This window comes from Rhodoplanes roseus (genome assembly GCF_003258865.1).
Lineage (GTDB): Bacteria > Pseudomonadota > Alphaproteobacteria > Rhizobiales > Xanthobacteraceae > Rhodoplanes > Rhodoplanes roseus.
Genome location: NZ_NPEX01000178.1, coordinates 1 through 12,251, shown reverse-complemented (window position 1 = coordinate 12,251; position 12,251 = coordinate 1). Strand labels below are relative to the sequence as shown.

General features: G+C 70.7%; 11 protein-coding genes. 3 read left to right on the top strand and 8 right to left on the bottom strand.

What is annotated here, in order from left to right:
- Window positions 1-97: 97 nt before the first annotated feature.
- The 4 genes from murD to CH341_RS21170 form a co-directional block, all read right to left on the bottom strand.
- Window positions 98-1,492 carry a UDP-N-acetylmuramoyl-L-alanine--D-glutamate ligase gene (gene murD, locus CH341_RS21190; RefSeq protein ID WP_111420972.1) on the bottom strand — a complete coding sequence of 465 codons (1,395 nt, stop codon included), beginning with the start codon at window positions 1,490-1,492 and terminating at the stop codon, window positions 98-100.
- 166 nt (window positions 1,493-1,658) lie between these two features.
- On the bottom strand, window positions 1,659-2,744 hold the full coding sequence (mraY, locus tag CH341_RS21180; protein WP_111420970.1) for a phospho-N-acetylmuramoyl-pentapeptide-transferase: 1,086 nt from the start codon (window positions 2,742-2,744) through the stop codon (window positions 1,659-1,661).
- Between the two features lie 4 nt (window positions 2,745-2,748).
- A complete protein-coding gene (locus CH341_RS21175; protein WP_111420969.1) occupies window positions 2,749-4,194 on the bottom strand; it encodes a UDP-N-acetylmuramoylalanyl-D-glutamyl-2,6-diaminopimelate--D-alanyl-D-alanine ligase in 1,446 nt (481 codons plus the stop codon).
- Window positions 4,191-5,669 carry a UDP-N-acetylmuramoyl-L-alanyl-D-glutamate--2,6-diaminopimelate ligase gene (locus CH341_RS21170; RefSeq protein ID WP_111420968.1) on the bottom strand — a complete coding sequence of 493 codons (1,479 nt, stop codon included), beginning with the start codon at window positions 5,667-5,669 and terminating at the stop codon, window positions 4,191-4,193. The genes CH341_RS21175 and CH341_RS21170 overlap by 4 nt, the downstream gene beginning before the upstream one ends.
- 238 nt (window positions 5,670-5,907) lie before the next feature.
- Between CH341_RS21170 and CH341_RS21165 the strand changes: the two genes are divergently transcribed.
- Both CH341_RS21165 and CH341_RS21160 read left to right on the top strand, forming a co-directional pair.
- The gene (locus tag CH341_RS21165) at window positions 5,908-6,300 is read left to right on the top strand and encodes a hypothetical protein (RefSeq protein WP_146604561.1); all 393 of its coding nucleotides are present in this window, start codon (window positions 5,908-5,910) and stop codon (window positions 6,298-6,300) included.
- Between the two features lie 171 nt (window positions 6,301-6,471).
- Complete coding sequence (locus CH341_RS21160; RefSeq protein ID WP_111420966.1) at window positions 6,472-7,365, top strand: transglutaminase family protein; 894 nt, start codon at window positions 6,472-6,474, stop codon at window positions 7,363-7,365.
- A gap of 40 nt (window positions 7,366-7,405) precedes the next feature.
- Here CH341_RS21160 and CH341_RS21155 read toward each other — a convergent pair whose 3' ends face one another.
- From CH341_RS21155 to CH341_RS21140, 4 genes are read right to left on the bottom strand one after another with little or no spacing between them, the layout of a single operon-like run.
- Window positions 7,406-9,322: a peptidoglycan D,D-transpeptidase FtsI family protein gene (locus CH341_RS21155; RefSeq protein WP_111420965.1), complete on the bottom strand. Its 1,917-nt coding sequence runs from the start codon at window positions 9,320-9,322 to the stop codon at window positions 7,406-7,408.
- Window positions 9,319-9,714: a cell division protein FtsL gene (gene ftsL / locus CH341_RS21150; protein WP_111420964.1), complete on the bottom strand. Its 396-nt coding sequence runs from the start codon at window positions 9,712-9,714 to the stop codon at window positions 9,319-9,321. The genes CH341_RS21155 and ftsL overlap by 4 nt, the downstream gene beginning before the upstream one ends.
- Window position 9,715: 1 nt before the next feature.
- Entirely contained in the window at window positions 9,716-10,756 is a 1,041-nt protein-coding gene (gene rsmH / locus CH341_RS21145) for a 16S rRNA (cytosine(1402)-N(4))-methyltransferase RsmH (RefSeq protein ID WP_111420963.1), read from the bottom strand.
- Window positions 10,753-11,229: a division/cell wall cluster transcriptional repressor MraZ gene (locus CH341_RS21140; protein WP_111420962.1), complete on the bottom strand. Its 477-nt coding sequence runs from the start codon at window positions 11,227-11,229 to the stop codon at window positions 10,753-10,755. The genes rsmH and CH341_RS21140 overlap by 4 nt, the downstream gene beginning before the upstream one ends.
- A 239-nt stretch (window positions 11,230-11,468) precedes the next feature.
- Between CH341_RS21140 and CH341_RS21135 the strand changes: the two genes are divergently transcribed.
- Window positions 11,469-12,209 carry a metallophosphoesterase family protein gene (locus CH341_RS21135; protein WP_111420961.1) on the top strand — a complete coding sequence of 247 codons (741 nt, stop codon included), beginning with the start codon at window positions 11,469-11,471 and terminating at the stop codon, window positions 12,207-12,209.
- Window positions 12,210-12,251: the final 42 nt, after the last annotated feature.

Below are 12,251 nucleotides of genomic sequence, written 5' to 3'. Positions count from 1 at the left end.
CGAAATCGCCTCGACCGAAGCCCGCCGGCGACCACTCTCGGCCCTCCAGGCCTGAAGCGGATTTCTTGCCCAGTCTCGCAGCGCAATGCGGGCTACGTCACGACTTCACCCCGGGCAGTGCCTTCACCAGCTTGCGGAAGGCGTCGCCGCGGACCTCGAAGTTCTTGAACTGGTCGTAGGACGCGCAGGCGGGCGACAGCAGCACCACGGCCTGCTGCAGCCCCGCCGCGGCGGCGTCCTCGGCGGCCTGGGCGACGGCCTTGTCGAGCGTGCCCGAGATGCTCCACGGCGCCTTGCCGTCGAGCGTGCGGGAAAAATCCTCGGCCGCCTCGCCGATCAGATAGGCTTTTCGCACGCGCGGGAAGAAGCCCTCCAGCGGCGCGATGCCGCCGGACTTCGGCTTGCCCCCGGCGATCCAGAAGATGTCCGAGAAGCAGGCGAGCGCGCGCGCCGCAGCGTCCGCATTGGTCGCCTTGGAGTCGTTGACGAACAGGATCGAGCCGTAGCGGCCGACCTCCTCGATCCGGTGCGCGAGCCCCGGATAGGTGCGCAGCCCCGCCTGAATGTCCTTCGGGGTGAGACCGAGCGCGAGGGCCGCAGCGCTGGCACAGGCGGCGTTCTGGGCGTTGTGGGTGCCGCGCAGCGTGGCGATGCCGCCGAGCAGGGCGATCTCGCTGCTCGCTGCGCCTTCGGCGCGCAGGATGCGTCCGCCCTCGACATAGATCCCGTCGGCGAGCGGCCGGCGCACCGAGACCCGCACGACCTTGCGGCCCGACCGGGCGACCCGGTCGGCGGCGGCCTGACAATAATCGTCATCGACGCCGATCACGGCGGTGCCGCCCTCCTGGACGCCGGCGACCAGGCGCTCCTTGAGGCCCGCATAGGTCTCCATGGTGCCGTGGCGGTCGAGATGGTCCTCGGTGACGTTGAGCAGGATGCCGATCGACGGATCGAGGCTCGGCGCGAGGTCGATCTGGAACGACGACACCTCGATGACGTGGACGAGGCCGGGCTGCGGCGGCTTCAACGACAGGATGGCGGTGCCGATATTGCCGCCGATCTGCACCTCGCGACCGGCCGAGGCGAGCAGGTGGGTCGTGAGCGCCGTGGTGGTCGACTTGCCGTTGGTGCCGGTGATGGCGATGAAATGCGCGTTCGGCGCATGCGCGGCGCGCTCGCGGCAGAACAGCTCGATGTCGCCGATCACCTCGACGCCGGCGGCGCGGGCGAGCCCGACCGTCCAGTGCGGCGCCGGATGGGTGAGCGGCACGCCAGGGGCGAGCACCAGGGCCGCGAAGCGCGACCAGTCGATGGTGCGCAGATCGGCGGTCGGGATGCCGGCGCTCGCCGCATAGGCGATGCGCTCCTCGCTGTCGTCCCAGCCGACTACGTCGGCGCCTCCGGCGAACAGCGCGCTGGCGGTGGCGAGCCCGGATGCCCCGAGCCCGAAGATCGCCACCTTGCGGCCTTCCAGCGTGGTGACGGGAATCATCGGAAGGTCCTTTCGACGTTCGGTTTCGCCGTCGTCATGGCCGGGCTCGTCCCGGCCATCCACGATGTTCGGGCTCGAGCCGCTGCGAAGAGCGTGGATGCCCGCGACGAGCGCGGGCATGACGAGGCTGAGTTTGTGGCGATCGACATCGGCCCGGTCCCCGTCGTCACCTCAGCTTCAGGGTGGAGAGGCCGGCGAGCGCCAGCACCACCGAGATGATCCAGAAGCGGATCACGATCTGCGGCTCGGTCCAGCCGAGCTGCTCGAAATGATGATGCAGCGGGGCCATCTTGAAAACCCGCTTGCCGGTTAGCTTGAACGAGACGACCTGGACGATCACCGAGACGGCTTCCAGCACGAACAGGCCGCCGATGATGCCGAGCACCACCTCGTGCTTGGTCACCACGGCGATCGAGCCGAGCAGGCCGCCGAGCGCCAGCGAGCCGGTGTCCCCCATGAACACCGAGGCGGGCGGCGCATTGAACCACAGGAAGCCGAGCCCGGCCCCCAGGATGGCGGCGCACAGCACCGCCAGCTCGCCGGCGCCGGCGACGAAGTTGAGCTGCAGGTAGTCGGCGAACACGGCGTTGCCGACCACCCAGGAGATGCCGCCGAAGCTCGCCGCCGCGATCATCACGGGCACGATGGCGAGGCCGTCGAGGCCGTCGGTCAGGTTCACGGCGTTGCCGGCGCCGACGATGATGAAGGCGCCGAAGGCGAGGAAGAACCAGCCGAGATCGACCACCATGTCCTTGACGAACGGGAAGGCGAGCGAGGTGGTCAGCGGCGCGCGGCCCAGCATCGCCAGGGCGAAGCAGGCCATCACGGCGATCAGCGTCTCCAGCGCCAGCCGGGTCTTGCCCGAGAAGCCCGCATGGGTCTGCTTGGTCACCTTGAGATAGTCGTCGTAGAAGCCGATCAGCCCGAAGCCGAGCGTGACGCCGAGCACGATCCACACATAGGGGTTCGCCGGGTTGGCCCACAGCACGGTGGAGACGACGAGGCCGGACAGGATCATCAGCCCGCCCATGGTCGGCGTGCCGACCTTGGTGAGCAGATGCGACTTCGGCCCGTCGGCCCGGATCGGCTGGCCCTTGCCCTGCTTCACCCGCAGCAGGCGGATGATGGTCGGGCCGAACAGGAACACGAACAGGGCCGCCGTCACGATCGCGCCGGCGGCCCGGAACGTGATGTAGCGGAAGACGTTGAGCGCGCTGAAGACGTCGGAGAGATCGGCGAGCCAATAGAGCATGCGGTCAGCCTCGCACTGGAAGGTCGTCGGACGCCGCGGGGGCGGGATAGCGACGCGCCAGGGCCTTGACGATCGGCCCCATGCGGGAGCCGAGCGAGCCCTTCACCATGACGGCGTCGCCGGGATGGACGGAGGCGAGCACCTGCGGCTCGAGCTCCTCGGAATTCGCGGCCCAGCCGCCGCGCCGCTCGGCCGGCAGGGCGTCCCACAGCGCGCGCATCAGCGGGCCGGCGCAGAACACGAGGTCGATGGTGCTCGCCGCCACGGCGTCGACGAGGCCGCGATGCAGCTCCGCCCCCGCGGCGCCGAGCTCCAGCATGTCGCCCAGCACGGCGATGCGGCGGCCGCGGGCGCCGAGCGGCGCCCGGCCCAGCACGGCGAGCGCGGCGGCCATGGAGGTCGGGTTGGCGTTGTAGCTCTCGTCGATCAGCAGGGCGCGGCCGTCGCCGATGAACAGATCCGTGCGGGTGCCGCGGCCGGTCGCCGGGCGCTGCTCGGCCAGCGCCAGCGCGGCGAGGGCGAGGTCGGCGCCGGCGAGGCTCGCGGCCGCCAGCACGGCGAGCGAGTTGAGCACGAAGTGACGGCCCGGCGCGCCGATCCGGTAGTCGGCCAGCGTGCCGAGGATCGAGGCCTCGACGGTCGAGCCGTCGTCCTGCAGGGCGTATTTGACCAGCCGCGCGTCGGCCTTGGGGTGCTCGCCGAACGACACGATGCGCTTCACGCCGGCCGCGCCGGCGCGGCGCTTCAGCCGCTCGTAATGCGGATTGTCGCGGTTGATCACGGCGGCGCCGCCGGGCTCCAGGCCGGTGAAGATCTCCGCCTTGGCGTCGGCGATGGCGGCGACGTCGGGGAAGAACTCGAGATGCACCGGCTCGACCGTCGTGACGATCGCCACGTGCGGCCGCACCATGGCGACCAGCGGCGTGATCTCGCCGGCGTGGTTCATGCCGATCTCGAACACGGCGTAGCGGGCCGTCTCGGGCAGGCGGGCGAGCGACAGCGGCACGCCCCAGTGATTGTTGAACGACGCCGTCGAGGCGTGGGTCTCGCCGTCGGCGCGCAGCGCGATCCGCAACGCCTCCTTGGTCGAGGTCTTGCCGACCGACCCGGTGACCGCGACGATTCTGGCCGGCGAGCGCGCCCGCGCGGCGCGGGCGAGATTGCGCAAGCCCTCCAGCACGTCGAGCACGACCAGCAGCGGCGCGTCGGCCGGGAACTCGCCGCGCCGCGCCGCCGAGACGACGGCGAGGGCCGCGCCGTTGGCGAGCGCCTTGGCGACGAAGTCGTGGCCGTCGAGGCGGTCGCCCAGGATGGCGAAGAACGCCTCGCCCGCCGAGCAGGTGCGGCTGTCGATCGACAGGCCGACGATCGAATCGGGCAGGGGGCCGGACCGCTGCGCCGCCATGGCGGCGGCCATGTCGGCGACGGTCCACAGCGGCGGCGTGGTCATGCGCTCTTCTCCCGCAGGGCCGAAGTCTTGTCCCGTAAGACGGACGTCACCGCCTCGTGGTCGCTGAACGGCAGCGTCGTCCCTTTGATGGTCTGGCCGGTCTCGTGGCCCTTGCCGGCGACCAGCAGCACGTCGCCCTCGGCGAGGTCCTCGATCGCCTGCTGGATCGCCTGGCGGCGGTCGCCGATCTCGATCGCGCCCGGCGCCGCGGCCAGGATTTGGGCCCGGATCGCCGCCGGCTCCTCGCTGCGCGGATTGTCGTCCGTGACGATGACGCGGTCGGCCTTCTCGGCCGCGATGGCGCCCATCAGGGGACGCTTGCCGGTGTCGCGGTCGCCGCCGGCGCCGAACACCACGACGAGCCTGCCCTTCGCATACGGCCGCAGCGCGTCGAGCGCCTTGGCGAGGGCGTCCGGCTTGTGGGCGTAGTCGACGAAGATCGGCGCGCCGCGCCGGTGGCCGACCAGCTCCAGCCGGCCCTTGGCGCCTTCCAGCCCTTCGAGCTGCTCGAACACCGCGGCCGGGTCGCCGCCGGTGGCGATCACCTGGCCGGCCGCGACCAGCGCGTTGTCGACCTGGAAGGCGCCGACCAGCGGCAGACGGACGACCGTGGTGCGGCCCCGGTGCACGATCGTGACGGTCTGGGAGAAGCCGTCGATCGCCACCGCCGCGGCCCGAATGTCGGCGCTCTCGCTCTGCCCGACCGTCAGGACCTTGATGCCGCGGGCCCGCGCCGCCGCCAGCACGGCCTCGGCATGCGGGTGGTCGATGTCGATCACGGCGGTGCCGTCGGCGTCGAGCAGGCGCTCGAACAGGCCGAGCTTGGCGGCCAGATACGCCTCGAAGGTGAGGTGATAGTCGAGATGGTCGCGGGTGATGTTGGTGAAGCCGGCGACCGCCACCCGCACGCCGTCGAGGCGGTGCTGCTCGATCCCGTGCGAGGAGGCCTCCAGCGCCAGATGCGTCACGCCCTCGCCGGCGATGCGGTCGAGCGTCACATGCAGCGCGACCGGATCGGGCGTGGTCAGCGAGCCGTAGTGCTCCTCGGTCGGCGTCACCAGCCCGATGGTGCCGATCGACGCCGCCTTGTGGCCGAGCGCCGCCCAGAGCTGGCGCGTGTAGGAGGCGACCGAGGTCTTGCCGCTCGTCCCGGTGACGGCGGCGATGACGGCGGGCTGGCGCGGATGCAGGCGGGCGGCGGCCAGCGCAAGCGCGCGGCGGACATCGTCCACCAGTACCAGCGCGGTCTCGTCGGGCAGCGGAGCGACCGGCGCCCGCTCGGCCAGCACGGCCACGGCGCCGTTCGCCAGCGCCGCCGGCACATAGGTCAGCCCGTCCGCCTTGGTGCCCGGCACCGCCGCGAAGAGGGCGCCCGGCGTCGCCGCGCGGCTGTCCGCCGTCACGGCCGTGATCGGACGGTCGCCGTGCCTCGCCTCGAATCGAGCGCCCGGTTCCAGAAGATCGCGCAGCCGCATGTTCGCCCCGCCGTGCTTCGCCGGGCCTCCACCCGGCGGCTCCGGTTTAGCATGTTCGTTAACGGTGGGAAGCAAAGCGGCGCGATCGAATGTTGCGACGCAGCATCAACAATCGCCGGCAAGCCGTTGAGCCTAAATAATGAGCGGAATATCGTCTGCCTAATTCGCCATCAGGCTCGCCTTCTGGTAGAATTCGACGGGTGCGGCCGTCTCGGCCGGCAATTTTTTGGGGGTGGCCATGGCTTCACTCGCAACCGCGACGTTCACGGGGCAGTCCGGTCAGGCTTACGAGTTTCTCGCCTACGACCGCGACACCGAGTTCAAGTCCACCGGCGCCGTCTATGTGGTGGCGATCCGCTACACGGTGCCGAACGGCTCGTCCTACCGCCACGTCTATGTGGGCGAGACGCGCGACCTCTCGGACAGCCCGCTGACGCATTGCCGCACGGCCTGCTTCGAGCGCATCGGCGCCAACAGCATCTTCGTGCGCCTGGAGGGCAATGCCGAGCGCCGCCAGGAGATCGCCCAGGATCTGCTCGAGACCTACGACCCGCCCTGCAACAGCGACCGCGAGGGCCTGTGCGAGTACCCCACCACGGAATGCCCCCTGGTGTGGCCGCTGGGGCTGTGAGGAGAGGGCCGCAGGAGCAGCAGCCCGGACCGCGCCCGTAGCCCGGACTGAGCGCAAGCGAAGTCCGGGTCTTCTCGCGCGGTCTCGGCGAACGACCCCGGCTTTCGCCTGCGGCGAAACCCGGGCTACGCTCGCGGGAGTTCCCGTCGCGCCGCGATCGTGATCAGGTCCATGGCCAGAATCGAAATCGTCCACACGACCGAATACGCCTACCGCAATCCGGTCGGGCTCGGGCGTCACCGGCTGATGGTGCGGCCCGACGAGAGCCACGACCTGCGCCTGCATCGGGCCGACCTGGTCGTCGATCCGGCTCCGGCCCGGGTGACCTGGAAGCACGACATCTTCAACAACTCGATCTGCTTCCTCGACTGGAGCGAGGCCACCCGCAGCGACCGCCTGAGGATCGTCTCCACGCTGGATCTCACACATCATCCCGCCGGGCCGCCGTTGCCGCGATACACCCTGGAGCCCCACGCGACGGCGTTTCCGTTCGCCTACACGGCCGACGATCTCGCCGATCTCGGCCGGCTGGCGGTCCAGCAGGAGCCGGACCCGGACGGCGTGGTCAGCGCCTGGGCCCGGCGGATGCTCGCCGAGGCGGGATCCGCCGAGACCCTGGACGTCCTCGCGGCGATGACGGGCGCGATCAAGCAGCAGTTCGGCTATCAGGCCCGGCACGAGGAGGGGACGCAGACGGCCGCCGCCACCATCCGGTCCGGCCGCGGAACCTGTCGCGACTTCGCCGTGCTGATGATGGAGGCGTTGCGCAGCTTCGGCGTCGCGACGCGCTTCGTCACCGGCTATCTCTACGACGACACGTCCGGCGCCACCGTCGGCGGCGGCAGCACGCACGCGTGGTGCTCCGTCTACCTGCCGGGCGCCGGCTGGATCGAGTACGACCCGACCAACGGCCTGCTCGCCGGCTCGAATCTGATCCGGGTCGGCGTGACCCGTGAGGCCGCGCAGGCGAGCCCGATCTCGGGCAGCTTCGCCGGCCGTCCCGACGATCCGATCGGCCTGCAGGTCGACGTCTCGGTCACCTACGCGCCGATTCACAGCGCATAGGATGGCTGGAGCCGCAGGCGGTTCTACGGATCGGAGACCCTCACCGTCCCTGGGCCGGCACCGAGGCGGGGGGGCGGACGGACGGGGGCTGGAGCGAGGTGGGCGGCGGCGCGGCCGTGGTCCCGCTCGTCGCCCGCGCCTCGCGGCGGGTGGTGGACGACGTCAGGTCCGACGCGGCGGCGGCGGGCTTGCCGCGGCCGAGGATGAGCTGGTCGGCGGGCGGCAGGTCGAAGCGCGGCTGGAGGCCGAGCAGCGGGGCGATGCGGGCGATCACCTTGCCGGCGGTCGGCGCGGCGTTCCAGCCGGCGGTGGCGAAGCCGTGCGTCTCCGGCGTCGGCTGCGGCTCGTCGAGCATGATCAGCACCACGTAGCGCGGCTTGTCGGCCGGCAGCACGGCGATGAAGTCGCACAGCAGCTTGGTCTTGGAGTAGCGGCCGCCGACCACCTTCTCGGCCGTGCCGGTCTTGCCGCCGACATAGTAGCCCTTCACCTCGGCGGTCTTGCCCGAGCCCTTCTCCGAGTTGAGCCGCATCAGGTAGCGCATGGCGACCGAGGTCTCGGGCTTGACGACCCGCTTGGCCACGGCGCGGGCCTCCTGCGGGCTGCGCTTGAGGAAGGTCGGCTGGATCAGATACCCGCCGTTCATCAGCGCGGCGACGCCCATCAGGGCCTGCAGCGGCGCGACCGAGAGGCCGTGGCCGAACGAGATCGTGATGGTGTTGAGCTCGCCCCAGCGCTTCGGCACGATCGGCTCGGCGCTCTCCGGCAGCTCGGTGCGCAGCCGGTCGAGCTGGCCGATCTTTCGCAAGTACTGCTTGTGTCCTTCGACGCCGACCGCGAGCGCCATCTTGGCGGCGCCGACGTTCGACGAGTAGGTGAACACCTCGGGCACCGAGAGCACGCGGTTCTGGGCGTGATAGTCGCTGATCTTGAACTTGCCCCAGTGCAGCGCGCTGCGCGCGTCGACCGACGAGTTCAGCGTCATCTTGCCGGAGTCCAGCGTCATCCCGACGGTCAGCGCCTTGAACACCGAGCCCATCTCGAACACGCCGGTGGTGAGCCGGTTCATCCGGTTGGGATCGAGCGCCTCCTTCGGGTTGTTCGGATCGTAGTCCGGGTGCGACACCATCGAGACGATCTCGCCGGTGTCGACGTCCAGCACCACGCCGGCGGCCGCCTTGGCCTTGAACTTCTCGCGCGCCCGGCCGAGCTCGTCGTGCATGGCGTGCTGGACGCGCAGATCGACGGCGAGCTGCAGCGGCTCCTGCTGGCGGTCGGAGGCGAGGCCGGCGCGGTGCAGGTCGGCGAGGCCGCGGCTATCGAGATACTTCTCCAGGCCGGCGATGCCCTGGTTGTCGATATTGACGTGGCCGATGAGATGCGAGACCTCGCGGCCGTTCGGATAGATCCGCTTGTTCTCGTTGAGGAAGCCGAGGCCCGGAATGCCCAGGCGGTGCACCTCGCGCTGCTGCTTGGGGGTGATCTCGCGCTTCAGCCAGGCGAAGCCCTTCTTCGAGCCGAGCCGGTCGCGCAGCTCGCCGGTGTCGAGATCCGGCATCACGGCGGTGAGCAGCTCGACCGCCTCGTCGGCATCGATCAACCGCTTCGGCTCGGCGAACAGCGACGGCACCCGCACGTCGGTGGCGAGGATCTCGCCGGTGCGGTCGAGAATGTCGGGACGGGCCGTGGCGACCGCGTCGGATCCGCCGCCGCGCCGGTTCGCATGGGTCTCGGGCGCCACCGCGTAGAGGACGAGGCGGCCCGCGATGATCCCGTAGATGCAGCCGAACACCAGAACGGCGAGGCCGATGCGGGCCCGCGTCTTGCGGCTGCGGTCGATCTTGCGGTCGTAGAGCAGGGCCTGCACGAGCCGGCGATGCCACGGAACATGCGGCGCGTCCGGGACGGCGACCGGGAGCTGGGCGTCGGCGGGGCCGGGCGGGGGAGCGGACGTCATGGCTGCCTCCCGGCCGCCGGGGCAGAGCCCGTCGGCACGCTTCCGGTCGCCTCGCCGGCGGGCACCACGGCCTCCAGCATGGCGCCGATCGGATCGGCGTCGACCGGCGACGGCTCGGCCGGACGCGGCGGCAGGCCGTCGAGGGATTCGATCTGGGTGGCGTCGAGAAGCTGCAGCTTGAGATGGCGGTTCGCCAGCTCCTGGATGCGGCCGGGGTTTTCCAGCTTGGCGGATTCGGCCCTCAGCGCGGCCGCCTTGTCGCGCTCGCGCACGATCTCGGTGCGCAGCTTGGCGACCTTCTCGGCCTCCACGGTCGCCTCGAACTTGATCTTGTAGACATAGGCCGCCGCCATCACGAGCAGGACTGCGACGATCACGTTGAGAAGTCGCATGTCATCCTCCCCGCAGCATCTCGGTGAGCGACGGGAGCGGCGGCAGGCCGGCCGGCTCGCTGGTCCAGGCCGGCGCGGCGGTGCGTTCGGCGGCGCGCAGCTTGGCCGAGCGGGCGCGCGGGTTCTCCGCGAGCTCGGCCTCGTCGGCCGTGACCGGTCGCTTGGTCAGCACCGCGAAGCTCCCGGCGGGGCGCGCCGTGTCGGGCAGGTGGCGCGACACGCCGCCGGCCCCGCTGCGTCCGGCCAGGAACGTCTTCACCAGCCGGTCCTCCAGCGAGTGGAACGACACGACGACGAGACGTCCGCCCGGCGCCAGCACCTGCTCGGCCGCCAGGAGGGCATTCGCGAGCTCGCCGAGCTCGTCGTTGATCATCATGCGCAGCGCCTGGAACGTCCGCGTCGCCGGATGGATTTCGTTCGGCTTCGAGCGCACCACGCGGGCGACGATGTCGGCGAGCCGCCGCGTCGTGGTGATCGGCGCCTCGGCGCGCGCCTTGACGATGGCGCGGGCGACGCCGCGCGAGTGCCGCTCCTCGCCGAGATGGAAGATAAGGTTGGCGAGGTCGCGCTCGGAGGCGCGGGCGACGAGGTCGGCGGCCGACGGCCCGTCCTGGCCCATGCGCATGTCGAGCGGCCCGTCGAAGCGGAACGAGAAGCCGCGCTCGGGGTCGTCGATCTGCATGGACGAGACGCCGATGTCGAGGACGACGCCGGCGGCCGTGCCGGGCGCCGCGACCTCGGCCAGATCCGAGAAGCGGGATTCGACCAGGGTCAGACGGCCGCCCGCCGCCTCGACCAGATCCCAGCCGGCGGCGATCGCGGTCTGGTCACGATCGAGGGCGACGACGCGCGCCCCCGGCGCGGCCTCCAGGATGGCGCGCGTGTAGCCGCCCGCCCCGAACGTGCCGTCGATGTAGAGACCGTCGTCGTGGACCGCCAGGAGATCCAGGGCGGGGCGGGCGAGCACGGGAATGTGGCGAGCCAGTCCGCCAGCGACACCCTCTCGGGCCTCCCGGCCCAGGGTGTCGCGGCCCGCCGTCATTCCCGTGCTCCGGCGCCAGGCGCCCCGCGCTCGGAACCCAGCCGCTTGGTCGTCGCGCGCACTGTCGCAGTGGCCTTTGCAAGATGCGCGCGGAAGCCGTTCGGTTCCCAGATCTGAAACTTGTGACCGAGCCCGACGAAGCCGACCGTGTCGCCGATCCCGGCGTGAACCTTGATCATCTCGGTCAGCACCACCCGGCCCTCGCCGTCCACACGCAGGGTCTCGCTCGTGCCGTAGAGCGCGACCAGAAACTCCTCCCGCTCCTCCGAGTAGGGCGGAAACCGAGCGATCAGCTGCTCGATCTCGCCGAGCAGGGCGTTGCCCCCCACGTCGACCGCCGGCCGGTCCAGGCTCGGATAGCAGTACAGTCCCTCGAAGCCGTCCCGGGCGAGCACCGCGCGGAAGGACGCCGGAATCGAGACGCGTCCCTTGGAATCGAGCCGCGACGTGAACTGTCCCACGAAGCGGTCCATTCGACTGCGCACTCCACGCCGGCCTGACGCTGGCCTCGTACGCCGTCCGACCGGGTCCGGACGGCCCGGACGAGGCGGACGAAAACATTAACCCTGGGTAATGTTGGGATACCATGGGACTGTATGGGCGTCAATGGAATCCAGAGTCGAGCGGGGGCACCGCGAGCATGCGCGACAGGTCGATTAGCAGCGGTTAAACTTAAGGAAACGTTGCCGGCGCCCGGGGGCGGCATCACACCATGCGGACAGCCCTGATCAGTGACATTCACGCCAATCGAGAGGCTCTCGAGGCCTGTCTCGACCATGCCGAGCGGAGCGCGGTCGACGCTTACGTGTTCCTCGGCGACTTCGTGGGCTACGGCGCCGACCCGGTCTGGGTGCTGGATACCGTCATGGCCCATGTCGGTCGAGGTGCAGTGGCGGTGCTCGGCAACCACGACGCGGCCGCCGCGGGCGAGCGCGCCGACATGAACGACGATGCGGCCGCGGCGATCGCCTGGACCCGCACCGTGCTCACCCCGCAGCATCGCGACTTCCTGTCCCGGCTGCCGCTCACCGTCGAGAAGGGCACGGTCCTCTATGTCCATGCCAACCCGGTCGATCCCAAAGGCTGGGGCTACATCACGGACCTGTATTCGGCCTCGCGCGCCCTGGTGGCCACGCGGGCGCATGTGACCTTCTGCGGCCACACCCACGTGCCGGCCCTGTTCCACATGTCGGTGACGGGAAAGTTCGCGAGCTTCGATCCGGTCGACCGGGTCGAGATCCCGCTGACCTCGCGGCGGCGCTGGCTCGCCGTGGTCGGGTCGGTCGGGCAGCCGCGCGACCGCAATCCGGCCGCCTGCTACGCCGTGCTCGACGACGCCACCGACGTGCTCACTTACGTGCGGGTCCCCTACGACATCGACGGGGCGGCCCGGAAGATCATCGAAGCAGGCCTGCCCCCCGGCCTCGCCTACCGGCTGTACGAGGGATACTGAGGTGGCGGACGCCCATTCGTCGTTCCGGGGCGCGGACCGCAG